The 25024-nt window shown below is 63.0% G+C and carries 21 protein-coding genes; 13 read left to right on the forward strand and 8 right to left on the reverse strand.

All coding sequences use genetic code 11. The features are described 5' to 3' along the window. Positions 1-16: 16 nt before the first annotated feature. Entirely contained in the window at positions 17-805 is a 789-nt protein-coding gene (locus U0023_RS02350) for an SDR family NAD(P)-dependent oxidoreductase (protein WP_009763957.1), read from the reverse strand. Positions 806-1244: 439 nt separating this feature from the next. On the opposite strand from U0023_RS02350, the gene U0023_RS02355 reads away from it, so the two are divergent. The 9 genes from U0023_RS02355 to U0023_RS02395 all read left to right on the forward strand — a co-directional run bounded on the left by U0023_RS02355 (position 1245) and on the right by U0023_RS02395 (position 10072). Beyond that, the gene (locus U0023_RS02355) at positions 1245-2333 is read left to right on the forward strand and encodes an ABC transporter ATP-binding protein (RefSeq protein ID WP_009763956.1); all 1089 of its coding nucleotides are present in this window, start codon (positions 1245-1247) and stop codon (positions 2331-2333) included. A 10-nt stretch (positions 2334-2343) separates the two neighbouring features. Continuing rightward, positions 2344-3444: an ABC transporter ATP-binding protein gene (locus U0023_RS02360; protein WP_009763955.1), complete on the forward strand. Its 1101-nt coding sequence runs from the start codon at positions 2344-2346 to the stop codon at positions 3442-3444. Then, complete coding sequence (locus U0023_RS02365) at positions 3441-4337, forward strand: carbohydrate ABC transporter permease (RefSeq protein ID WP_009763954.1); 897 nt, start codon at positions 3441-3443, stop codon at positions 4335-4337. The genes U0023_RS02360 and U0023_RS02365 overlap by 4 nt, the downstream gene beginning before the upstream one ends. 104 nt (positions 4338-4441) lie before the next feature. After that, entirely contained in the window at positions 4442-5218 is a 777-nt protein-coding gene (locus U0023_RS02370; RefSeq protein ID WP_040639101.1) for a carbohydrate ABC transporter permease, read from the forward strand. Between the two features lie 10 nt (positions 5219-5228). After that, positions 5229-5510, forward strand: coding sequence for a DUF2160 domain-containing protein (locus U0023_RS02375; protein ID WP_009763952.1), 282 nt, complete (start codon positions 5229-5231; stop codon positions 5508-5510). A gap of 93 nt (positions 5511-5603) precedes the next feature. Continuing rightward, on the forward strand, positions 5604-7367 hold the full coding sequence (locus U0023_RS02380; RefSeq protein WP_009763951.1) for an ABC transporter substrate-binding protein: 1764 nt from the start codon (positions 5604-5606) through the stop codon (positions 7365-7367). Between the two features lie 132 nt (positions 7368-7499). Next, complete coding sequence (locus U0023_RS02385) at positions 7500-8420, forward strand: S1C family serine protease (RefSeq protein WP_009763950.1); 921 nt, start codon at positions 7500-7502, stop codon at positions 8418-8420. A 219-nt stretch (positions 8421-8639) separates the two neighbouring features. Further along, positions 8640-8978 (forward strand): helix-turn-helix transcriptional regulator, encoded by a 339-nt coding sequence (locus U0023_RS35500; RefSeq protein ID WP_083861479.1) that lies wholly within the window; start codon positions 8640-8642, stop codon positions 8976-8978. 68 nt (positions 8979-9046) lie between these two features. Continuing rightward, positions 9047-10072, forward strand: a complete 1026-nt coding sequence (locus U0023_RS02395) for a S1C family serine protease (protein WP_009763948.1) — start codon at positions 9047-9049, stop codon at positions 10070-10072. A 57-nt stretch (positions 10073-10129) separates the two neighbouring features. Here U0023_RS02395 and U0023_RS02400 read toward each other — a convergent pair whose 3' ends face one another. From U0023_RS02400 to U0023_RS02415, 4 genes are all read right to left on the reverse strand, one after another. After that, the gene (locus tag U0023_RS02400; protein WP_009763947.1) at positions 10130-11356 is read right to left on the reverse strand and encodes an adenylate/guanylate cyclase domain-containing protein; all 1227 of its coding nucleotides are present in this window, start codon (positions 11354-11356) and stop codon (positions 10130-10132) included. A gap of 100 nt (positions 11357-11456) precedes the next feature. Then, complete coding sequence (locus U0023_RS02405) at positions 11457-14642, reverse strand: efflux RND transporter permease subunit (RefSeq protein ID WP_009763946.1); 3186 nt, start codon at positions 14640-14642, stop codon at positions 11457-11459. Positions 14643-14665: 23 nt separating this feature from the next. Beyond that, positions 14666-15817 carry an efflux RND transporter periplasmic adaptor subunit gene (locus U0023_RS02410; RefSeq protein ID WP_009763945.1) on the reverse strand — a complete coding sequence of 384 codons (1152 nt, stop codon included), beginning with the start codon at positions 15815-15817 and terminating at the stop codon, positions 14666-14668. A 267-nt stretch (positions 15818-16084) separates the two neighbouring features. Next, positions 16085-17149: a patatin-like phospholipase family protein gene (locus U0023_RS02415; RefSeq protein ID WP_009763944.1), complete on the reverse strand. Its 1065-nt coding sequence runs from the start codon at positions 17147-17149 to the stop codon at positions 16085-16087. A gap of 179 nt (positions 17150-17328) precedes the next feature. Between U0023_RS02415 and U0023_RS02420 the strand changes: the two genes are divergently transcribed. Then, entirely contained in the window at positions 17329-17931 is a 603-nt protein-coding gene (locus U0023_RS02420; RefSeq protein WP_009763943.1) for a nucleotidyltransferase family protein, read from the forward strand. Positions 17932-17950: 19 nt separating this feature from the next. Here U0023_RS02420 and U0023_RS02425 read toward each other — a convergent pair whose 3' ends face one another. Continuing rightward, positions 17951-19348, reverse strand: a complete 1398-nt coding sequence (locus U0023_RS02425) for an MFS transporter (RefSeq protein ID WP_009763942.1) — start codon at positions 19346-19348, stop codon at positions 17951-17953. A gap of 358 nt (positions 19349-19706) precedes the next feature. Here U0023_RS02425 and U0023_RS02430 point away from each other — a divergent pair, with 358 nt between their 5' ends. The 3 genes from U0023_RS02430 to U0023_RS02440 all read left to right on the forward strand — a co-directional run bounded on the left by U0023_RS02430 (position 19707) and on the right by U0023_RS02440 (position 22080). Continuing rightward, positions 19707-20690, forward strand: a complete 984-nt coding sequence (locus tag U0023_RS02430) for a zinc-dependent alcohol dehydrogenase family protein (protein WP_040639098.1) — start codon at positions 19707-19709, stop codon at positions 20688-20690. 63 nt (positions 20691-20753) lie between these two features. After that, a complete protein-coding gene (locus U0023_RS02435; protein WP_009763940.1) occupies positions 20754-21596 on the forward strand; it encodes a universal stress protein in 843 nt (280 codons plus the stop codon). A gap of 46 nt (positions 21597-21642) precedes the next feature. Further along, positions 21643-22080 carry a universal stress protein gene (locus U0023_RS02440; RefSeq protein ID WP_009763939.1) on the forward strand — a complete coding sequence of 146 codons (438 nt, stop codon included), beginning with the start codon at positions 21643-21645 and terminating at the stop codon, positions 22078-22080. A gap of 49 nt (positions 22081-22129) precedes the next feature. Here the strand turns inward: U0023_RS02440 and U0023_RS02445 are convergent, their stop codons facing one another. Both U0023_RS02445 and U0023_RS02450 read right to left on the reverse strand, forming a co-directional pair. Then, a complete protein-coding gene (locus tag U0023_RS02445) occupies positions 22130-24049 on the reverse strand; it encodes a heavy metal translocating P-type ATPase (protein WP_009763938.1) in 1920 nt (639 codons plus the stop codon). A gap of 85 nt (positions 24050-24134) precedes the next feature. Then, positions 24135-24968: a universal stress protein gene (locus U0023_RS02450; protein ID WP_009763937.1), complete on the reverse strand. Its 834-nt coding sequence runs from the start codon at positions 24966-24968 to the stop codon at positions 24135-24137. Positions 24969-25024: the final 56 nt, after the last annotated feature.

Genomic DNA, 25024 nt, shown 5'->3' on the forward strand with positions numbered 1-25024 from the left:
CGCAACAAAGTGGCGGTCAACGCTTGCCCGATCCGGGCTCGGCGATCTTTCGGTGCTGTTCGGCGAGCATGCCGGCCGGCGTCACATTGGCCAGAATGGTGGTGAACTTGTTCTTCCAGCCGCTCACCACGTCGCCTTCGCCTTTCATCATGGCATCAAACCCGACCTTCGCCACCATGGCCGGATCATCCTTCTTGTCCTGACCGATCTGTGTGTCTTCCATGCCGGCCCGTTCGAAGAATTCGGTCTCGGTCGCGCCCGGCATCAGACATGTCACCGTGATGTTCGTATCCTTCAGTTCGTTCCGCAGCGCGAAGGAGAAAGAGTCGATAAAAGCCTTGGTGCCGTTGTACACGGCCTGGAAGGTGCCCGGCATGAAGCCGGCGATCGAGCCGGTGATGAGGATCTTGCCCTCGTTCCTCGACCGCATGTCCCGTCCGACCTTCTGGATCAGGTAGAGCGTCCCCGTAATGTTGGTGTCGATCACGTGGCGTGCTTCGGTGAAATCCTGATCGAGGAAGGCATGACCGAGACCATGGCCGGCATTGGCCAGGAGCGCGTCGACCGGTCGTCCACCGGCTGCAGCATAAAGTTTGTCGACGCCCTCGAGGGTGGAAAGATCAGCCTCGACGGCGTCGACCTTGGCGCCGAGCCCTTGAAAATCCTTCGCCGCGTCGTGAATGGCAGCCAGATCCGCTGCGACCAAGAGATCGTACCCGTTCTCGGCACAGAGTTTCGCAAGTTCATACCCGATACCCGAGGAGGCACCGGTCACGATGGCGAGCGGCTTTGCGGTTTCTGGCATGGCATTCTCCCAAGCGGTTCGAAGGAATGGCCCGGCCACTGTCAGAAAAGAGCGCAACCGGCATGTGGAGCTTGAACTCACGAAGAACCCTTCGGTTCAAAAATGCGCTCCAAGCGAAGCAGTCGCCCCTCCCGCCCGAAGCACCTTGACAGTTCAGTCCAGTCAAAGACCACTTCCGCGAAGATATCGGGCAGTTGCTTTCGTCATGGGGGCAAGTTACCTTCACCGTAACAACAAAAGAAAGCTTAGGCCCTTAAGGGCTGCAGCCGGGAGAAGCGCTCTTGGGTCCGCAAGAATCGGCGACGCTCGGCGTCGCGGTGAGTGGTAGCGCATGCGGGCACGCGAGGGCCCGAAACGCGGTGGAGCTTGGCACCGCGACGATCTCTCCATACCCCATCTCGTCCCCTCTCGAAGCCCTCCATCGAACAGAGCAGTGCCGATGACCCTTGCTCTGGAAGGCGTTTCGAAAAAGGTCGGAGCCGCGACGCATATCGACGACGTTCATCTGTCCCTGGAGCGGGGCTCTCTCAATGTCCTGCTTGGGGCGACGCTTGCCGGCAAGACCTCGCTCATGCGGCTCATGGCCGGGCTCGATGTGCCGACCACGGGCCGCGTCCTCGTCGACGGGCGGGATGTGACGGGCTGGCCCGTGCAACGCCGCAGCGTGGCCATGGTCTACCAGCAGTTCATCAATTACCCGTCGCTCGATGTTTATGAGAACATCGCCTCGCCTCTGCGGGTCGCCAGGCTGCCGAAGGCAGAGATCGACACGCGCGTTCGCGAGGCCGCCAGGCTCCTGAAGCTGGAACCCTATCTCGACCGGAAGCCCTTGAACCTCTCCGGCGGCCAGCAGCAGCGCACCGCCATCGCCCGCGCGCTGGTGAAGCGCGCGGATCTCGTCCTGCTCGACGAGCCCCTGGCCAATCTCGACTACAAGCTCCGCGAGGAACTGCGCGAGGAATTGCCGCGTGTCTTCGCGGCGTCGGGCGCCGTCTTCGTCTATGCGACGACGGAACCGTCGGAAGCCCTGCTCCTGGGCGGCAACACGGCGACCTTGTTCGAAGGCCGGGTGACCCAGTTCGGACCGACACCGCAGGTCTATCGCCGCCCTGACGATCTGACCACGGCCCGGGTTTTCTCCGATCCGCCGCTCAACACCCTGAGCGCCCGCAAGGCGGACGGCCAAGTGATCCTGAGCACGGGGGCCGAGATCCGCACGTCAGGTCCGCTCGCGGCCGTCCCGGACGGAGAATACACAATCGGCTTCAGAGCTCATCACCTCACCTTCGAACCGACAGGCTCCGACGGGATCGCCATTCCGGCCATCGTGTCCGTGTCCGAGATCACCGGGTCGGAAAGCTATGTCCATCTCGATGCCAGTGCGCATCGCCTCATTGCGCTCGTTCCGGGCGTGAGGCGGCTGGAGCCGAAATCTCCTGTTACGGCCTATATCGATCCGCGACACCTGTTCCTGTTCGACACAGGGGGCCGCTTGGCCGCTGCCGACCCGGCCCTGCGAGCGGCGTGAGGAGAGACCGATGGCCCGCATCACCCTCGATCATCTCGCCCATGCCTACAGGGCCGACCCTCACACCGCAGACGATTACGCCCTGAAGGAGATCAACCATGTGTGGAGCCAAGGCGGCGCCTATGCGCTGCTGGGGCCGTCCGGATGCGGCAAGACGACCCTGCTCAACATCATCTCAGGGCTGGTCCGCCCCACGCGCGGGCGCGTGCTCTTCGACGATCTCGATGTGACGGACCTGGCCACGGAAGCCCGCAATATCGCTCAGGTCTTCCAGTTCCCAGTGGTGTACGACACGATGAGCGTGCGCGAGAACCTGGCCTTCCCGCTCAAGAACCGGCGCGTCCCGCGCGACACGACCGCCGAGCGGGTGGAGGAGATCGCGCGCCTCCTCGACCTGACCCGCGTGCTCGACCGCAACGCAAGCAACCTTACGGCGGACATGAAGCAGAAAATCTCGCTCGGGCGGGGCCTGGTGCGCCCGGATGTGGCGGCCATCCTGTTCGACGAGCCGCTCACCGTAATCGATCCGCACCTGAAATGGCAGCTGCGCTCGACCTTGAAGGAGATCCACCGCACCCTCGACATCACCATGATCTATGTGACGCACGATCAGACGGAGGCGCTGACCTTCGCCGACAAGGTGGTCGTCATGCATGACGGCGCCGTGGTGCAGACGGGAACACCCGACGAACTGTTCGAACGCCCCGCCCACACTTTCGTCGGGCATTTCATCGGTTCGCCGGGCATGAACATCTTGCCGTGCAAGGTCGAAGGCGCTACGGCCTTCATCGGCAATCAAGCCATTCCCCTGCAGCGGACCTATCGGGCGCTCTATGATGGCGAGCGGGTCGAATTCGGCATCCGGCCGGAATTCGTGCGCCTTCAGCCGCGAGGATCGGGACTGCCTGTCCAGGTCCGTCGCATCGACGATATCGGCCGTGCCCGCATTGCCCGCGTGGAGATGAACGGCCGCCCTCTGGCCGCAAGCGTTCCGGAGGACATCTCCCTTGACGGAGACGAAGCCGCCCTCGCGCTCGATCCGCGCCAGATCCACATCTATGCCAATGGACACCTCGTCCCGGGCGAGCCGATCGGCGAGGGCCGGACATGACGAAAACCGTCAACAACAAGGCCTGGATCTTCGTTCTGCCGGTCTTCGCAATCGTGGCCTTTTCGGCTGTCCTGCCGCTGATGACCGTGGTGAACTACTCGGTTCAGGACACCTTCGGCAACAACCAGTTCTTCTGGAATGGGATCGGCTGGTTCCAGGAACTGCTCGATCCCTCCACGGAACTCGGCGGACGCTTCTTTGGCGCCCTGTGGCGCACCCTTCTCTTCTCGGCGATCATTCTCATGATCGAAGTGCCGCTCGGCATCGCGGTGGCGCTCGCCATGCCGCGGGAGGGCTGGACCGTCGCGCTCTGCCTCGTCCTGATGGCCCTGCCGCTTCTCATTCCGTGGAACGTGGTCGGCACGATCTGGCAGGTTTTCGCCCGTGGCGATATCGGCCTGCTCGGCTGGACACTCAATCATCTCGGCATCGACTACAACTACACTAACGATCCCATCGACGCCTGGGCGACCCTCATCGTCATGGATGTCTGGCATTGGACGAGTCTGGTCGCGCTTCTCTGCTATGCCGGATTGAAATCCATTCCCGACGCCTATTATCAAGCGGCCCGCATCGATGGCGCCTCGCGCTGGGCCGTCTTCCGCACCATCCAGCTGCCCAAGATGCGGCGCGTTCTGCTGATCGCGGTTCTCCTGCGCTTCATGGATTCCTTCATGATCTATACCGAACCCTTTGTGATCACCGGCGGCGGCCCGGGCAACGCGACCACATTTCTGTCCATCGATCTGGTGAAGCTGGCGCTCGGGCAGTTCGACCTCGGCAAGGCCGCCGCCATGTCCCTGGTCTACAACCTGATCATCCTCGCCATCTGCTGGGTATTCTACACCGTCATGACTAACGTGGATGCCCAGCGAGAGAGGGTCGAAACATGACCGGAACCATCGCCGTCGGCAGCTCCGATACCAAGCCCGTCGCAGCGCCGCTGGCCGCGAACCGTGCCTTGTCCGGCCCTCGCATCAGCGGGCGCGTTGTGGTGATGACGCTCTACCTCCTGTTCCTGATGCTGCCGATCTACTGGCTTCTGAACATGAGCCTGAAGACCAACATGGAGATCACGTCCGGCCTGACCCTCTGGCCGAAGGAGATCACCTTCGACAACTACATCAGGATCTTCACGGACCCGAGCTGGTATTCGGGCTACATCAACTCGCTGAGCTACGTCGTCATCAACACGGTGCTGTCGATCTCCTTCGCGCTTCCGGCGGCCTATGCCTTCTCGCGCTACAGGTTCCTCGGCGACAAGCACCTGTTCTTCTGGCTGCTCACGAACCGCATGGCGCCGGCCGCCGTCTTCGCCCTGCCCTTCTTCAATCTCTATTCCGCCATCGGGCTGTTCGATACGCCCTGGGCCGTGGCCCTCGCCCATTGCCTCTTCAACGTTCCGCTGGCCGTGTGGATCCTGGAAGGATTCATGTCGGGCGTACCACGGGAGATCGACGAGACCGCCGCCATCGACGGCTATTCGTATCCCCGCTTCTTCGTGAAGATCTTCATGCCGCTGATCGCCTCGGGCATCGGCGTCGCCGCCTTCTTCTGCTTCATGTTTTCCTGGGTCGAGCTTCTGCTGGCCCGCACCCTCACTTCGGTCAACGCCAAGCCGATCGCCGCCACTATGACGCGCACCATCTCGGCCGCCGGAATGGATTGGGGACTGCTCGCCGCTGCCGGCGTGCTCACCATCGTGCCGGGCGCGCTCGTGATCTGGTTCGTTCGCAACTACATCGCCAAGGGCTTTGCCCTGGGCCGGGTTTGAGGAGAGTGCCATGCCTGATCTCGCCTGGATGGCCTGGACGTGGCAGACGGGCCTCTTCTTTGCCGGCATCGCCAGCCTTCTGCTCGTCATGACCCTGCTGGCGATCCAGCGTTCTGAGACGGAACGTATCGGCGCGCTGCGCATCCCGACGACGCGCGGCGACCGCCTCTTCATCTCGCTTCTCGGTGCGGCGTTCATCCACCTCGCATGGCTGGGCCTTATCGGCCCGGACCTGTGGTGGGCATCCGGCCTGTCCCTGCTCTACGCAGCAGCCGTGTTTCGCTACGTCTAGGAGGGATGGCTCAACAAAACCCTCCGGTTTGCCCGGACCGGAAGGATCAAGACCAGCGGATAAGCCGGCCAGGGCATTACTTGGGAGGAACGAATGAAGCTCACCCAACCACACCGGCATTTGAAACTGCTCGTCTCGACAAGCATCCTCGCGATGGCGCTAGGCTCAAGCGCTGCTCTCGCAGGCATGGAAGAAGCACGCCGCTGGATCGACAGCGAATTCCAGCCCTCCACCCTCTCCAAGGATGAGCAGATGAAGGAGATGGAATGGTTCGTGAATGCGGCCAAGCCGTTCGTGGGCCAGGAGATCAACGTGGTTTCCGAGACCATCACGACCCATGAATACGAGGCGAAGACGCTCGCCAAAGCCTTCACGGAGATCACTGGCATCAAGATCAATCATGATCTGATCCAGGAAGGCGACGTCGTGGAGAAGATCCAGACGCAGATGCAGTCCGGACGCAACATCTACGATGCCTGGGTCAACGATTCGGATCTCATCGGCACTCACTTCCGCTATAAGCAGGCCATTCCGCTCGACGACTGGATGGCGGGCGACGGCAAGGACGTGACGTCCCCCACTCTCGATGTTGCCGATTTCATCGGCAGGTCCTTCACGACGGCGCCCGACGGCAAGATGTATCAGCTGCCGGACCAGCAATTCGCCAACGTGTACTGGTTCCGCTACGACTGGTTCCAGCGCCCGGAGTTCAAGGAAAAGTTCAAGGCCAAGTACGGCTATGATCTCGGCGTGCCGGTGAACTGGTCGGCCTATGAGGACATCGCCGAGTTCTTCACCAACGACGTGAAGGAGATCGACGGCGTCAAGGTCTATGGCCACATGGATTACGGCAAGAAGGACCCGTCCCTGGGCTGGCGCTTCACCGATGCCTGGCTGTCCATGGCCGGCAACGGCGACAAGGGCATTCCGAACGGATTGCCGGTGGACGAATGGGGCATCCGCATGGAAGGCTGCCGCCCCGTCGGCTCCTCCATCGAGCGCGGCGGCGACACCAACGGACCCGCGGCCGTTTACGCCATCGCCAAGTATCTCGAGTGGATGAAGAAGTATGCTCCGCCCCAGGCGGCCGGCATGAACTTCTCCGAATCGGGTCCGGTGCCCGCACAGGGCAACATCGCCCAGCAGATCTTCTGGTACACCGCCTTCACGGCCGACATGGTCAAGCCCGGTCTTCCCGTGGTGAATGCGGACGGGACGCCGAAATGGCGCATGGCGCCCTCCCCGCACGGATCGTACTGGAAGGACGGCATGAAGCTCGGCTATCAGGACGCCGGCTCGTGGACGTTGCTGAAGTCCACGCCCGTCGACCGGCGCAAGGCGGCCTGGCTCTATGCGCAGTTCGTCACGTCGAAGACGGTCTCGCTGAAGAAGAGCCATGTGGGCCTCACCTTCATCCGAGAGAGCGACATCTGGGACAAGAGCTTCACCGAGCGGGCGCCCAAGCTTGGCGGGTTGATCGAGTTCTATCGCTCTCCCGCCCGCGTGCAATGGACCCCGACCGGCAACAACGTGCCGGATTATCCGAAGCTCGCCCAGCTCTGGTGGCAGAACATCGGCGATGCGGCCTCGGGCGCGAAGACCCCGCAGGAAGCGATGACCTCGCTTGCCAATGCGCAGGACGAGGTGCTCGGCCGTTTGGAGCGTGCCAACGTACAGGGCGAATGCGGCCCGAAGCTGAACCCGAAGACCTCCGCCGAGGAGTGGTTCAAGAAGGCTGAAAGCTCCGGTACCATCGCACCTCAGCGTAAACTTGCCAACGAGAAGCCCAAAGGCGAGACGGTGGACTACGACACGCTCATCAAGAGTTGGCCCGCGTCACCGCCGAAGCGCAGCTGACCCTGAGAGGCCCCGCCCAAAGGCGGGGCCTTTTTCATGTGGAGGGCAGCCACATCACCTAGCCGCCCGGCCAGTATCGGAAAAAGACGTTTGCCGACAGGATCGCCAGGACGATGACCGAAAGGGTTTGTCATGCCAGATCCAGTCTCCGGTTTCTCCCTCAATCTGATCTCGAACCATGTCTCTGGTCTGCTCGATGGTATCGCGCCACGACTCGTGACGATTCACGGTCGCCGACGTGGAACGTCGAGCGGCTTTCTCTGGCGCCCCGGCCTCGTCATCACGGCGGAGGAAGCGCTGGAGGCGGATGACGACATCACAGTCATGCGTCCCGATGGAAGCAAAGTCACGGCAAGCCTCGTCGGCCGCGATCCGAGCACGGATATCGCCCTTCTCCGCACCGAAGAAGAGCCGTCGGACGAAATCGCCTTCAGCCCGACGGATGGCCTTCGCGCCGGCCATCTTGTTCTCGCGGCGGGGCGGCAGCTAGAGGGACCGAGCGCGGCGCTGGGTATCGTGTCCCTCACAGGCGCGGCGTGGAAGAGTCTGCGCGGAGGCCATATCGACCGCAGGATCCATCTCGATCTCAGGCTCGACTTTCAATCCGAAGGAGGGGTTGCCCTCGACACGAGCGGAAAAGTCCTCGGAATGGCGGTGTTCGGCCCGCGGCGGCGCGCCCTCGTCATCCCGTCGGAGACCATCGAGCGCGTCGCTCCTCAATTGCTTGAGAAAGGTCGCGTCGCTCGCGGCTATCTGGGCCTCGGGCTCCAGCCAATCCGTATCGACCAAGCCGCAGCCGACACGGCGGGGTTGAGCGAGCCGAGAGGCCTGATCGTCGTCAGCTTGGACCAGGACGGGCCAGGGCAAAGCGCTGGCATTCGCCAGGGCGATATTCTCGTCCGCTGGAACAATGACACCCTTCCATCCGTCCGCCGGGTCTTCCGGCTCCTGGGGCCCGAGAGCGTGGGTCAGGCGGTCGATCTAGGAATCCTGAGAGCGGGTGAGCATATCACTCTTGCCGTAGAGATCAGGGAGCGCCCAGCACCTCAGTAGCGAATTTCGGGTCCAATGCTTTAGGGTGAGACCTTGCACAGGGTGGCACTTCACATCGACGATGCGAGCTTGCTCGACCGCATTGCCACGATCCTGGCCGACGAAACCGGCATCGATGTCCTGCACCCGGTTAACCCCGACCTCGTCATCACGGACCATCTGCCGTTCTCGGGAACGGCGCCGACGATCCTTCTGGGTGATGAGGTGAACGGAATCGAGATGCTCAAGGCCGGGGCGAGCGGGGTTCTCTCCCGCCATATCGCCGCCCCGGATCTGCTGCTGGCGCTGGACATCGTCAAAAGAGGCTTTGCCATCCTGCCACGAAGCGGGATCGGGAGCGGCCAAACCCCGTCACGAGACGATCTGCTCACTGCGCGCGAGCTGGACGTTCTGAAGCTTCTGGCGGAAGGTGCCTCGAACAAGCTTATCGCGCGCAGACTTGGGATTTCATTCCACACGGCGAAGTTCCACGTCGCCTCGATCGCTGCGAAACTCGATGCGACCGGGAGGACGGATGCGGTCGCTCAAGCCGTCCGCCTCGGCCTCATTCTGTTGTGATCCTGCCCTTGGTGTCGGCGGTCCGAATGACCACATGATGTGAAATAGCGTTATCATTGGAGGCCTCAATGCTCGACCGCACTCCAGCCTATCTTCTTCACGACACTGCCTCTTCTTCCTCATCGCAGCCGACGCCCGGGTCTCCCGATGAGGGAGTGCTGCTCGATGCCTATTCCCACGCCGTATCAAGCGTAGTGGACCGCATCGGCCCCTCGGTCATGCGGGTCGAGCCGCAGGTATCCGGCCGACCGGCAGGAATGGGTTCCGGTGTCCTCATCTCGCCCGACGGACTCCTGCTCACCAACAGCCATGTCATGCAAGGGGGTCGGGAGGCGAAGCTCACCGGTTCGGACGGGCGCACCATCGCGGCCCGAGTCATCGGGGATGATCCCGACACGGATCTTGCCCTGCTGCGCGCCAGTGGAGACAGGCTTCCCTTCGCCACCCTGGGCGATTCCAAGCGACTGAAGCGCGGCCAGATCGCCGTCGCCATCGGCAATCCCCTGGGCTTCGAATCGACCGTCACGGCGGGCGTGGTCTCGGCCCTCGGACGGAGCCTGCGGGCGAAATCCGGACGACTCATTGACGACGTGATCCAAACGGATGCCGCCCTGAACCCGGGCAATTCAGGAGGACCGCTCGTTGCGACCTCCGGCGAGGTGATTGGCATCAACACCGCCGTCATCATGGGGGCCCAGGGCATCTGCTTTGCCGTCGCCAGCAACACGGCGAATTTCGTCGTGTCGGAACTGATCCGCCACGGCCGCGTCCGCCGCGCTTCCATAGGAATCGCGGGGCAGACGGTGCCCTTGCCGCGGCGCGTCAGCTATGCGGCCGGTCTTGCCGGAACATTCGGCGTGGTCATCGCCGCCGTTGAGCCGAACAGCCCTGCCGACCAGGCGCACCTGGAACAGGGGGACGTCATCCTTTCGCTCGACGGCGAGCCCGTCGGCGGGGTCGATGATCTCGTACGCCTGCTGAACGGGGAGCGGATCGGGCGCGTCGTCGAACTCGTCCTGCTCAAGAAGGGCGAAATGCGCACCGTGACGATCACGCCCGTGGAGCGCAGGACGAAGACAACCCGATCCGAGTAAGCTGCGACAGAAATTGCGAGCGGACGAACGGACCTCTTCCGGGTCCGCCCGCATCTCTCATTTTTCCACCCATGCGGGATCGAGCGTGAACAGCTCCTGCGGCCTGGCCACGCCTCTCAGGGCATAACGGCCGACCGATACCAGACATTCCCGATCATCCTCCGACGCCGCCGAGAAGAAGGCGGACGACACGAGAACATCCCTCTCGACGGAGCGGCACAAGGCGCCGATCCGGCTCACCTCGTTCACGGCCGGTCCGACCACCGTGAAGTCGAGGCGGTCCTGGCTGCCGATATTCCCGTAGAACACCTCGCCGATATGCAGTCCGAGATAGGCCGAGGTGACCGGCAGGTTGCACGACAGGCGCTCGTCGTTCAGCACTCGAATCCGAGACTGCATCAATCGCTGGGCTTTGAGCGCGCAACGGCAGGCTTGGCCTGGAACCTCCTCCTTGAAGATCGCGAGCGCTCCGTCTCCGATGAGTTTCAGGACATCGCCGCCCGCGTCGTAGATGGATGAGATAATCGCTTCCGAGTAATCGTTCAGGAACGGGATGATCTGCTCCGGATCCGCCGTTTCCGTGATGTGGGTGAAGCCGTGCAGGTCGCTGAACCACAGGACCGCTTGGATCCGATCCGTGACGCCACGGGCGATCCGGCCACTGAGAACGAGTCGTCCGGCATCGCGGCCGAGATAGGTCTCGACAAGGGTTTTCGCGATGCGCGCGAGCGAAGCGCATTTCATCGCCAGCATCAGGGGCGACGCCAGTTCGCGCAGGAGCGCGATCTCTTCCTCGCTGAAGCCGGAAGGCGCATCGCTCGTCCAGGAGGAATAGAAGGAGTCCATCTCGCCGATGGCGCCTTCGGCTTCGAAACGGTGGATCAGAGCCAGATAATCCGTCTGCTCTTCAGCACGAAGATCCGCAAGAACCGAGAAGTCCTCGATATGTCCGGGACCGATCCGTCGACGCAGGAAATCCTCTCCGGTCGCCCACAGGTGATAATAGGTGCTCCGGCGCCAGTTTTCCGCCGCCTGTCCCTCAACGTTGGTACGGCCATACTCGATGACCGGATCGAGACCGTCCTGGTCGTCGCGACGCCAGCGAAAAACCCGCCCCTCGTGAATCGGGTGCAGCGTGTCGATCACGATGTTCACGCGGGAAACAGGAAGCCCCGCCTCCGTCAAGCGGGAGCAGAAGCCTTGCAGGAGCTCAAGTTCCGACGTGCCGGACAATCCGGCTTCGGTGACCCATTTTGCGATGTCTGCTGCCTGGGCTGCTTCCATGGGGCTCTCTTCACGATGTCTGGGCGTTCGACGTTCCATGCCAGCATATGGGGCACCGGGTAGAGTCGAACAGCTTTCATGTGAACCAGCAGCCCCGCGCCTATTCGGCCGGGGATGCCTGAGTTCCCAAGGAGCCGGCTCGCTTCGGGGCGGCACGCTTGAAGAGGCGCAGCACCACGAGCCGAACCGCGACATAGAAGACAGGCGTCAGAAACAGGCCGAACACGGTCACGCCGAGCATACCGGAGAACACGGCCGTGCCGAGGGATCGGCGCATCTCGGCACCGGGCCCGGTCGCGACTGCGAGCGGCAGAACGCCGAGAATGAAGGCGAAAGCCGTCATGAGGATCGGCCGCAGGCGCAGCCGGCACGCTTCGATGACGGCCTCCACCGGTGTCTTCCCGTCGAACTCGGCCTGCCTCGCGAATTCCACGATGAGGATCGCGTTCTTCGCCGCCAGACCGACGAGAACCACGAGGCCGATCTGTGTCAGGATGTTGTTGTCCTGGCCTCTGATCATGACGCCGATCAGCGCCGAGAGAACGCTCATCGGCACGATCAGGATGATGGCGATGGGCAGCGACCAGCTCTCATACTGGGCTGCCAACACAAGGAACACGAAGAGCACGGACAAAGCGAAGATGAACACCGCCGTGTTGCCGGTCTGCCGCTCCTGGAACGCCAGCTCGGTCCACTCGAAACCCATTCCCGGAGAAAGATTCTGCCGAACCAGGGCCTCCATGGCATCGAGCGCAGTGCCCGAAGACACGCCGGGCCCCGCATTGCCCTGCAGGGCCACCGATGTGAACATGTTGTATCGCTGGATCAGGTCCGCGCCCGAGACCTCCCGCATCTCGACGAGGGTGCCCAAGGGCACGAGAGCGCCTGTGGACGAGCGGACTCGAAGCCGATTGATGTCATCCTGGTCTATCCGGAAGCGCTGATCGGCTTGCGCGCGAACCTGGTAGACCCGGCCGAAGGCATTGAAGTCATTCACATAGGCTGTGCCGAGATTGATGCGAAGCGTCTCGAAGATGTTCGGGATCGGAACGTTCAGGATGCTCGCCTTCTGGCGGTCGATCTCCAGATAGACCTGCGGCGAATTGGCCGAGAACGTCGTGAAGACGCCGGCCAGATTTGGGTTCTGCCGCGCCTGCCCCATCAGCTGATAGGCCACCGCCAGAATGCCGCGCACATCGTCGCCGGTGCGGTTCTGGATCTGAATCTTGAAGCCCCCCGAATTTCCGAGGCCTCGGACGGGCGGCGGCGGGATGGCGATGATGAACGCTTCCTCGATCTGCTGCATGCGCGCGAAAAGATCGGCGATGATCTTCGGTCCGGTTTCCCCCGCCTTGATCCGTTCGTCGAACGGCTTGAATCCGGCAAAGATCGCCGCGGCATTGGTCGCGTTGGTGAAGGTGGCGCCCGAAAACCCCGCAAAGGCCACCGCGTTCTTGACGCCTGGGGTCTCCTGCATGATCCTGGATGCCCGCTGCACCACCGCATCGGTGCGCGCCAGCGACGCTCCGTCCGGCAACTGGATCACGACGATGGCATAGCCTTGGTCGAGCGTCGGGATGAAGCCGCGCGGCACGTGATTTGCGGCCCATAATGTCCCGGCCAGGAGACCGACATAGACCGGCAGCACGATGAGCTTGTGCCGTGCCAGGGTTCCGACCGCCCTCGCATAGCCGTTGGACGTGGCGTCGAAACCCCGGTTGAAGCCGTTGGCCAATGTACGCCCGAAGCGCGCGACCGGGTTCCGCGAATGCTCGTGGCTGTGCGGCTTCAGCAGGAAGGCGGCCAGGGCCGGCGAAAGCGTCAGGGAGTTGAAGGCCGAGATCACCGTCGACACGGCGATGGTCAGAGCGAACTGCCGGTAGAACTGGCCGGAAATGCCGGGGATGAAGGCCGTAGGCACGAAGACCGCGACGAGGACCAGCGCGATGGCCACGAGCGCGGTTCCGACCTCGTCCATGGTGGTGTGCGCGGCATCGCGCGGGGTCATTCCGAGCGCGATGTTGCGCTCCACGTTCTCCACAACGACGATGGCGTCGTCCACCACGATGCCGATCGCCAGGACCATGCCGAAGAGGGTCAGCGTGTTGATCGAGAAGCCGAGGGCCGCCATGAAGGCGAAAGTTCCGATCAGGGAGACCGGAATCGCCACGATGGGGATGATCGCCGTCCGCCAGCTCTGCAGGAACACGAAGACCACGATTACGACGAGCGCCGTGGCTTCGAACAACGTCTTGTAGACCTCGTTCACGCTCTCGGAGATGAATTCGGTGGGATTGTAGACGATCTGATAGGCGATGCCCGGAGGGAAGTTGCCTTTGAGCTCTTCCATGGTCCGCGTGATCTGCGCCGACGCAGCCAGGGCATTGGTTCCGGGCCGCTGGAAGATCGCCAATGCGACCGCGGGATTGCCGTTCAGGTATGAGTTCGTCACGTAATCCTGCGCACCAAGCTCGATGCGGGCCACATCCTGCAGCCGCACGAGGCGTCCCTGCGGCGTGGCTTGGACGATGATCTGACGGAACTGGCGCGGATCCTCGAAGCGGCCCTGCGTCGTCACCGTGAGCTGAAACGCCGCATCCATCGGTGTCGGCTCCTGCCCCAGAGCGCCGCCTGAGACCTGGACGTTCTGTTCCTGAATGGCACGCACTACTTCGCTCGATGTCAGGCCGTACGAAGCAAGCTTCTCGGGATCGAGCCAGACGCGCAGGGAATATTGCCGCTCGCCGAAGATGATGAGATCGCCGACGCCGTCGAGACGCAGCAGAATGTCGCGCACATAGTTGCGGGCATAGTTGGAGACGTAGAGCTGATCGTAGGATCCGTCAGGCGAGAGCATATGCACGACCATCATCAGGTCGGGAGAGCTCTTGAGCGTGGTCACGCCGAGACGACGCACCTCCTCAGGCAGGCGCGGAGTCGCGATCGCCACCCTGTTCTGAACGAGCACCTGAGCCTTGTCGAGATCGGTGCCGAGCTTGAACGTGATCGTCAGCGCCATGGCGCCGTCGCCGGTGGAGTAGGAGGACATATAGAGCATGTCCTCGACACCGTTGATCTGCTGCTCCAGTGGCGTCGCGACCGTGGCCGCGACCGTCTGCGCATCGGCTCCCGGGTAATTGGCTCTGACCACCACGGTGGGCGGCGCGATATCCGGGTATTGCGCCACCGGCAGGGTCGAATAGGCAATCCCCCCGATGATCAGGAAGAGCGCCGACAGGACCGTCGCGAAGATGGGGCGATCGACGAAGAAATGGGCAAAGCGCATGGAAGCACCCTCCTCGCGTGGGATCAGCTTCCGTTTCGTTCCCGCACTGGCGGGAGCGTGGTCATCTGAGGCGTCACCGGCGCGCCTGGCCTGACGCGAACGAGGCCGTTCACGACCACCGTCTCGTTGCCGGCCAGTCCGTCACGGATCACCCTGTAGCCATCGATCCGTGGACCGATGCGAACGGGCTTGAGATTGACGGTATTGTTCTCGCCGAGCACATAGACGACCCGCCTGTCCTGATCGCTGCCGATGGCCTCGTCGGGCAAGAGGATTCCTCGGTACGGGTCCGACGCGCCGATCGTCACGCGGCCGAACAGGCCCGGGGTCAGAAAGCGATCCTTGTTCTCGAACACCGCACGCACGCGGATCGTTCCGCTTGCCGAATCCAGCCGGTTGTCGACGAAATCGAGATGCCCCTTGCGCGGCTCCAGACGCTCGTCCGTCAATCTGAGCACGACCTCGTTGGTCTCTCCGTTGGCGGAGCTATTCGTCCCTCCACGGGACTGCCTGGAAAAGGCCAGGAACGAGCGCTCGTCGACATCGAAGTAGAACTGAATCGGGTCGAGCGAGAGCACATTCGTCAGGATCGTATCGTTGGCATTGACCAGATTGCCCTCGGAAACGAGCTTTCGCGAGATGCGCCCTGACAAGGGAGACTTGATCTCCGTGAACTCGACATCGAGCTGGGCTTGTCGAAGGGCTGCCTGAGCGCGATCCAATTCTGCCTTCGACGTCAGGAAGGACTGACGGCGCTGATCGTAGAGCTGGTCGGTGATGTTTCCAGTCTTCCGCAGCTGCTCGGCACGATCGAGGTCGCTCTGGGCGAATTCCAGACGGACCTGGGAGGACGTGACGGCCGATTGCGCCTGTTCAAGAGCATTGCGATAGGGCCGTGGGTCGATGGTGAAAAGAGGGTCACCCGCTTTGACGAAGGTTCCGTCCTGGAAATGGACCTTATCGAGATAGCCGGAGACCCGTGCACGAATGTCGACCTGATCGATCGCCTCGAAACGTCCAATGAAATCGTCCTGCTCGACGATGTCCTTCACGATGGGTTTCGCGACAGTCACGGGTGGGGGTGGCGCGGGGCCGCCTTGCGCCATGGCCAAGCTCGCTACTGGAAACCATGACAGCAGAACGCTGGAAAACAACACGGACCGAGGAAAGCGCATGCGTAACCTCCTGATCGGCATGATGAACGCAGCACTATGCCTCCGAATTCCAGCTTGACGACCCATGCGCAGAGGCACGCAGAAGGGCTTTTGTTCTTATTGCAACGCAATATTGCGCATTGCTGATGCTCTGACAAGATATGCAACTCAGATACAATTCCGTCGAGACGATCCACGATCCCCTAACGAACGACTCTGCCAGGGCGCTTCGATTGCGAGACGCTTCAGCGCAACGATCATAAGAAGCTTCCCGCAGCCCTGAACCCGTTAGGTGTAGGCATTTCGGAGATCGAGAGTGCCTTTCTTCCCGATGAACTGATAATTCTCCCTCAGCCATGTACGAGCCGCATTCCTGCCGAGATTCTTCAACTCCTTGAAGAAACTCCATTGAGCGCTAAGGCGCGACGCCGCCGTGAACTCGTCGAGCTTCTCTCCGCCGTGGATCCGGTGCATGAAGACCCGCTTGTAATCGTCAGCAGAGAGCTTTCCCTCGTCGATCAGGCGCGTCACGAACTCGATCGCCCTGAACTGCTGCAAAAGATTGGCATTGAACGTAATCTCGGTCAGCCGGTTCTGGATTTCCTGCACGCTTCGCGGAGTCGACCGGCGCTCGATCGGGTTGATCTGCACCAGTAGGATATCGTCCGTCTGTGTTTCGTAGAACAGCGGAAACAAGGCTGGGTTTCCGGTGTAGCCTCCGTCCCAGTACGGTTCGCCGTCGATTTCCACGGCTTTGAAGAGCATTGGCAGGCAAGCCGACGCCAGGACATGATCCACCGTCAGCTCAGGACCGTTGAAGACCCTGATCTTGCCGGACCAAACGCTTGTCGCCGCGATGAACAGCTTCGCATCCTTGCAGGCACGCACCCGTTCGAAATTGATCAGACTGTTGAGAGCATCGCGCAGGGGATTGATGTCGAGAGGATTCAGATCATAGGGGCTCGCAACCCGGGACCAGGCATCGAACCAGAGGTTCGAAGAGCCGTTCATGCTCCAATAGCTCAACATGCGGTCGAAGAGCGTTCGCTGGACCGGCGAGAGCACACCATCGAGACTCACGCGCTTCCAGAACTTGCGCAACTGCTCCCGTGCACCGTCACGGCCTCCCTCGAGCCATCCCTCGAAAAGGACGACCGCGTTCATCGATCCGGCGCTGGCACCGGTGATCGCCTCGATCATCAGCCGTCCATCCTCAAGCAGGTAATCGAGCACGCCCCAGGTAAAGGCACCATGTGCGCCACCGCCCTGCAGCGCCAGGGATATGGACTTCTCGGCGTTGGGACAAACAAGCCCGCGCACAGGATTTTTACGGATGTCGGCTCGTCCAGTCATCGCGGCCTCCAGGTCTCGGCCGACAGATTACCACCAGGATGCCTCCGAATTGCAAATCGGACATCGTGCCCGAAAGATGCCTCAGCCAAGCATGAATGCGCTTGCCAATGGCGTGGCGGATCGCTGCGCCTGCCCGGGCTCCAGTTGACGGAACGCCGAGCTTGAGACCAAATCGCCTGATGAGCGATGTTGCGGCTATCATCCTCGCCGCCGGGCGAGGCACACGCTTCGGGCCGAACCCGAAACTGCTGGCTCGAATGGATGGCAGGCCCTTGGTGCACCACGTGGCGAGCGCCGCCTTAGAGTCATTGGCCGAACCCGTGATCGCGGTCACAGGCCACCACGCTTCCGAGGTGGAAGGCGCGTTGGCAGGTCTTCCAATCCACATCATCCGGAACGATGCCTTCGCGCACGGGCTTTCGACGTCGCTCAAGGCAGGATTCGCGGCCCTCCCGTCCGAGGCTCGGGCCGCCGTCATTCTCCTCGGCGACATGCCCTGCATCAAGTCCAGCCTGATCGACACCCTCGTGCACGAATGGCAGCGAGCCGGCGAGCCGATGGCGCTGGTTCCCACCCTCAACGGTCGGCGTGGCAATCCGGTCATCCTCTCGCGCAAACTCGCAGGCCAGATCGAGCAGCTTTCAGGCGATAGCGGCGCTGGACCAATCCTGCGCGGACGATCCGACGTACTGGAATGCCCGGTCGACGATCCGGCCATCCTTCAGGACATCGATACGCCCGCGGATCTCGGCCATGTCAGCCCCGAAAAGCGGCAAAGCTAGGAAGCTCCGCCGGCACCCCTTATCGGCCGGAGGGCCGGCCTCCCCTGAGAATGCGCAGGCTGCTCGTCACGCAGCCGATCAGCGACAGGCATGCTCCCAGCCATAGGATGATCGTCGTCGGGCTGCCGGAAACCAGTCCGAAGAGAACCGCCGCCATGGCCGCTCCGAGGGATTGTCCGACCAGTCGAGCGGACGACTGCATCCCGCTCGCCCCGCCGCTGCGCTCCGGCGGCGCGCTGGTGATGATGGCCTTGTTGTTGGGAGATTGGAACAGACCGAATCCCAGGCCGCAGATCGTCAGCCGCCAAATGATGTCCGCGGTTGACGGATTGTCCGGCAGCATGGCGACGAGAGCCAAGCCCCCCGAGAGAGTGGCAAGCCCGAGCCCGCCCAGCAGGCCGGGTGAGAAGCGATCGGCCAAGCGGCCGGCGATGGGAGCCGCCACGGCAATCGCCAGGGGCCAGGGCGTCATGAGCATGCCAGTCTCGGCAACGCTCCGGCCCAGCTCGTCATGGAAGTAGAACGGAAGCGCGAGCGTGGCGAGCGCCTGCGTGGCGAACGAGCAGATCGACGTCATCATCGACAGGGCAAAGACGGGCAATCGCAGGAGATCCAGGGGCAGCAGCGGCATTGCCAGCGACAGCTGATAGCGCACGAAGACGAACCCCGCTACGACCGCGCCGGCGATGGCGATGAATGGATACGTGAAGCTGCCGGTGCTGAGGGCGTCGATCCCGGTGATCAGGAGCCCGAAGGTCAGAGCGTTCAGACCGACGCTCCATCCGTCGAGCCGCCGGGCCGAACGGGGCGTATCGGGCAGAGTCCGGGCCGCCACGATGAGCGCGAAGATGCCGAGGGGCACGTTGATCAGGAAGAGCCAGGACCAGGACGCAACCGACAGGATGGCCGCCGCCACCGTAGGACCTGCGGCCGACGAGATGGCGACCACGAGGGCGGTGTTCCCGACGCCCCGGCCCAGGAGCTTCGAGGGATAGATGAAGCGCACAAGGGCAATGTTGACGCTCATGATTCCGGCCGCACCGAAACCCTGAAGGACGCGCGCGGCGATCAGCATCGGGAATGACCCGGCAAGGGCACAGCCCAGCGAGGACAGGGTGAACACCAGGAGTCCGGCCCAATAGATCCGGCGGTAGCCCAGGGAGTCGCCGAGGGAGGCCAGAGGGAGAAGGGAAACGGTGATGGCCAGCTGATAGGCGTTGACCGCCCAGACGGTCGTGGCCGGATCCACCTGGAGTTCGCGGGCCATGACCGGAAGGGCCACGTTGACGATCGCGCTATCCAGAACCGCCATGGTGAGAGCGATGGCAATGGCGAGAAAGGCCAGCAGCCGCTCGGGATTGGGCAGGCCGTCGGTGATGCCTGCCGCAGGCGAAGTCCGGGGTGAAGTCGTGTCCATGGTGAGATGCTGTCGATCGGCCGGCTCGGGAGGGATCTTCGAGAATCGCGCGAGCTCCGGCCGAGCTTGCACGATGCTCCGGGCGCATCGGCGGCCAAGAGCGGCCTTCGAAGGCGAGGCGTGCCGCCAATGCCCTAACGCATGTAGAAACCATTGTGAACCAAGGAATTCACTCCCGCGCTCCGACAGAGGGATCGGCAACCGCGAAGCCGCTGCAACAACGATTCATGGTGAGCCACCAGCCAGGAGCCTCCGGACAGGCTCAAACGGTCCCCTTTGATCTTGGTCAATGCCCCTCGCGCGCACAACGACGATGATTTCCTATGCCGCCAAAGGCGGCGTTTCATTGAGCACTGCCATGAAGGCCATGGTCCTCCACGCGATGCGCAAGCCTCTGGTCATGGAGGAGCGCCCGGTCCCCGCACCTGGAGCAGGCGAGATCCGCATTGCGGTGGAGGCCTGCGCGGTATGCCGGACCGACCTCCATTTGCTCGATGGCGATCTGCCGCATCCCAAGCTTCCCGTCATTCCAGGGCACGAGATCGTCGGACGGGTGGACGCGCTCGGTCCTGGAATCCGCAGCCGCGCATTGGGCGAGCGCGTCGGCATTCCATGGCTCGGCCATACCTGCGGACATTGCTCTTACTGCATCGCCGGACAAGAGAACCTGTGCGACGAACCGCTGTTCACGGGATACACGCGGGACGGCGGCTTCGCGTCCCATGCGATCGCCGACGAAGCTTATGCGTTTAGTCTGCCCGAGGACGACGATCCCGCCGCGCTGGCACCCCTCCTCTGCGCCGGTTTGATCGGCTGGCGTTCTCTGGTGGCCGCAGGACCGGGCAAGACGATCGGCATCTTCGGGTTCGGTGCCGCGGCTCATATCATCGCTCAGGTCTGCGCCTGGCAAGGACGCAACGTCTTCGCCTTCACGCGCCCTCACGATCCTGCGACTCAGGATTTCGCCAGGTCACTTGGCGCCGTCTGGGCCGGTGGCTCCGATCAGGAGCCTCCCGAGCGTCTCGATGCGGCGATCATCTTCGCGCCTGTGGGCGAACTCGTGCCTGTTGCCCTACGCACCGTGAGGAAGGGCGGGCGCGTCGTCTGCGGCGGCATCCACATGAGCGACATCCCGCAATTTCCATATCGGATTCTCTGGGAGGAGCGACAGATCCGCTCCATCGCCAACCTCACCCGACAGGACGCTCAGGACTTCCTGGCGATCGTCCCGGAGGCCCGCATCAGAACCCAGACGACGCGCTATCCGCTGGAAGCCGCCAACGAGGCCCTGGACGATCTCCGGTCGGGCCGGCTCCAAGGGGCCGCGGTCCTGACCCCCTGAAGAGGTCGACAACGGATGCCATGAACTTCAGCCGCAGAACAAAACGCTCAAAGAGAGGTTTTCATGATCCAGAACATTCGCAGCATCCTGATCGGGATTACGGAAGAAGGAGACGCTGAGGAACGTTCCTCGGCCCTGCCCTACGGACTTGCGCTCGCGCGGCAGGCCAATGCCCATGTCACCGTTCAGGCGGCTTCCCTGAAAGTCACTCTGACACATGCCTTCGCCAGCGCCTTTGCAGAAGAACTCGTATCCGCTGAGAATCGCCGGCTGAACGCTCTTGCCCAGTCGGCTGCGGAAGCCTCACAACGAGCTGCCGCGGCCTCGGGTATCGCCTGCATCACGCAGGCGCCGCAGCTTGCCTATCCGGAACTCCTTCGGAGTTTCACCTCCCTGGCCCGCACCCACGACCTGACCATTCTCGACCTCGAGCCGATTTCCCTTGCCGTCGACCGGGGATTGATCGAAGCCGTCTTGATGGAAAGCGGACGCCCGCTCATCGTCGTGCCGGAGGGGCGGGAGGCGTTTGCGGGGGAGCGGATCATCGTGGCGTGGGATGGCAGCGCCAAGGCAGCGCGCGCCCTCAACGATGCCCTGCCGTTCCTGCGGGCTGCCTCACAGGTCGAAGTGATCAGCGTCACAGGGGAGAAGAGCCTGGCGCATACGGTGCCGGGCGCGGAGATCGCCCCGCATCTCGCCCGCCACGGTGTCGCCGTGAGCGTCCTGTCGCTTCCGGTCGTTAAGGGCGACGTGGCAGAAACCTTGCGTACGCACGCTCACCTGACGCGCGCCGACATGATCGTGATGGGCGCCTATGTGCATTCGCGCCTCCGCGAGATGGTGCTCGGCGGCACGACCCAGTCACTGCTCAAGAACGCTCCGGCGCCTCTGTTCCTCTCCTACTGACGAGAGAGGATCGGCACTCTGGCGTGCTTTCATGGAGGAGGGTTGCATGTACAAGAAGATTCTGATTGCAACGGACGGGTCGTCCCTTGCGGCTCGGGCGGTCGAGCACGGAACCAATCTTGCCAAATCGCTGGGTGCCGCGGTCATTCTCCTGACGGTGACCGAACGGTTCCATGTGTTCGCGCTCGAAGCCGATCAGGTGGAGGAGACACCGTCTTCGTTCCGCGCCCATATGCGAAAGCTGGCTGAACGCACTCTGTCGGAATCTTCCGACATGGCGCACAATCTCGGCGTCGAAGCCACGACGATTCACGTGGAGGACGACGCACCCTACCAGGCGATCATCCGCACGGCGGAAGACAAGCGCTGCGACATGATCGTCATGGCCTCGCATGGACGCGGCGGCGTCTCGGCCATGCTCCTGGGCAGCGAGACCATGAAGGTGCTCGCACATTCGAAGATTCCCGTTCTCGTCGTCAGATAGAACGCTCTATGATCTGGCTTTGAGCACTGCACCTTGAAAAACCCGCTGATTACGACCGCGACGGTTCTGGTCCCCAGAGGGCCCGCAGGGCATTGAGGATCACCGCGACATCAATAGCTTCCTGGATCAGGGCACCCTGAACGGGGGTTATGTAGCCCAGTCCGGCAACGATCATGCCGATCACGGAAAGACCGATTCCGGCATAGACGCTTTGAACTGCGATACGGCGGGACCGGCGCGCTATGAGAATGGCGGCAGGAAGCCTGTCGAGCTGGTCGACGAGGAGAACCACGTCGGCCGCTTCGGCGGAAGCGGTCGCGCCCCTCGCACCCATGGCGACGCCGACGTCGGCCGCAGCAAGGGCCGGCGCATCATTGACGCCGTCACCGATCATCATGACGGGCCCATATCGCTTCTCGTCCTGCACCATGGCGATTTTCTGGTCCGGCGTGAGCTCGGCGTGAACCTCGTCGAGGTGCAACCCGACCGTGACCGCCTGGGCCACCTCCCGGCGATCCCCCGTTGCGAGGACGATCCGGGCGATTCCGAGTCGGCGGAGGCTGTCGACCACCCGGGCGGATTCCATCCGCAGGGGATCGGCCAGGATCAGGAACCCGGCCCCCTGGCCGTCGACCGATACGGCCACGACGACGGCTCCGGCAGGCCAGCGGTTCTCGGAGACCATTTGGGCTATCCTGGGGACACGTTGCGAGACGTACCGAACACCGCCTACGGAGATGTGTCGGCCATCGACGACCCCTTCCAGCCCCTCCCCGGCGATCTCCACGACCTCGGTCGGCGGCAGGAGATCGAGCCTGCGCTCTCGCGCTTCCGCCACGAGCGCATGGGCGATGACGTGCTTCGACGCCTGATCGAGGGATGCCGCAAGCTGGAGGAGCCTGTCGGATGGCATGTCCGAGACGGGGAGAATCTCGACGAGCTGCGCCTGTCCGTGCGTGAGTGTTCCGGTCTTGTCGATGACCAAGCCTGTGACACGCGTGAGCCCCTCCAAGGCCCTTCCGCCCTTCACCAGCACACCGGTCTTCGCGGCCTGCGACACCCCCGAGACGATCGCCACGGGAACGGCGAGAATGAGAGGACACGGGGTTGCGATGACGAGGACGGCCAACCCCCTGATCGGATCGCCGCTCCACAGCCAGGCGCCGCCGGCGAGTCCGATCGTCAAGGCCAGGAATGCCATGGCATACCGGTCCGCCAAGCGGGCCATCGGTGCCTTCGCGCTCTGGGCGGCCTCGATCAGGCGCACGACACCGGCATAGGTGCTCTCGGCCGCGCGGCGCGTGGCCACCAGGTCGAAGGCATCCCCGGCATTCGTTACCCCACTCATGACCTGCTCGCCCGCTTTCTTCCGGACAGGAATCACCTCGCCCGTCAGCGCCGATTGGTCGAGGACGGCGACCCCGTTGTCCACGAAACCGTCGACGGGAACCACATCGCCCTGCCGTACGAGCAGGCGATCGCCGGGTGCGACGGCATCGAGAGCGACTTCCTCGAGCCTGCCATTGCTGTGCCGGAGGGCCACACGCGGCACGCGCGCAAGGAGCGCCGTCATCTCGCGGTTGGCGCGACGCTCGGCGAAACTCTCGAGGTACTGCCCGCCGGCATACATCAAGGCCACGACGACGGCGGCGAGATGCTCTCCGAACACAAGCGCTCCGGCCATGGAGAGAGCAGCGACAATGTCCAGGCCGACATCGCCGCGCCGCAGACTGGCGACGATCTCGATCAGCAATGCAGCGAGAACCGGGAGGATCGCGATGGCCCAGACCGTTCCGGCTGTCTCCCCGCTCCCGGCGATCCGTATCCCGAAACCCAGCACGAGGCCGACAGCGGGTACCATGACCAGCGTGGGGCGGAGGAGCCTGTGAAGATCCCGCAAGGATGGGAGGCTCGCCTCTCGGGCAAGCCCGGAGAAGCCTGGCAGGCTGGATTTCTCGAAACCACGCATCGTCAGGTCCATTCACGGTGCGGATCGATGATCCCTGCGGATCTGCAAACATCCGCCGGCCTGGGGCGAGCGCTACACGGCTCTATCAATGCGCGATCAGCAGCGGGCTTGCCGCGGTTTGGAGCACGTCCCGTGTCGCACCTCCGAAAACCTGCTCTCTCAAGCGGGCATGGCCGTACCCGCCCATGATGATGAGGTCGGCGGACAGGCGGCTTGCCTCCTCCAGGATGGCCTCGCCGATGCCGCGGTTCCCGCTTTCGGTCGAGATCAATTCCGGGACTATGTCATGGCGTGCGAGATGACGTTCCACCTCGTTCCATGATTCCATATCCTCCGGAGGATCGACGACGAGGACGATGGTGCGAGCCGCCTGGTCGATGAAGCTCAATCCTTCACGCAGGGCACGGGCCGCCTCGCGGCTGCCGTTCCAGGCCACAAGAACGGTCCGGATCGGCCCCTGCCGATGACGGCCGGGCGGGACGAGCAGGAGCGCGCGGCCGCTGCCGAAAAGCACGGCCTCCACGAGATCCGACCAATCGGTCATGTCGGGCTTGCGGTGGGGCCGCGTGGCGATGAAGACATCGGCACACCGTGCCAGTTCCGCGACCTTGGCGGACAAGACGCCATAAGTCTCGTCGAGCCGACGGAACTCATTGGGCAGCTGAAGGCTGGCCATCCGCTCCGTCAGGCGCTTAGCCGTCACGTCCCCCTCGCGGCGGGCACGCTCATCGAGCTCCGCGAGGACCTGTACGACCGCTCCACCCCCATCCATTGGAATCGGAATGGTGATGTCCGACAGCAGGTTGGTGAATATCCCGATCAGGTGGGCCTGCCCTGCCGCCGCAATCGCCTGCCCGTATTCCAACCGGATCTCGTCCTCGGCACTGCCATCGAGATGCACCATGATGTCTTTGATCATCGCCTCGTTCCTCCATCAACTCGAACACGGCTCATGCCGCAGCCGTTGGTGGCCAT

Origin of the sequence: Microvirga lotononidis, from assembly GCF_034627025.1 — a bacterium.
Classification (GTDB): domain Bacteria; phylum Pseudomonadota; class Alphaproteobacteria; order Rhizobiales; family Beijerinckiaceae; genus Microvirga; species Microvirga lotononidis.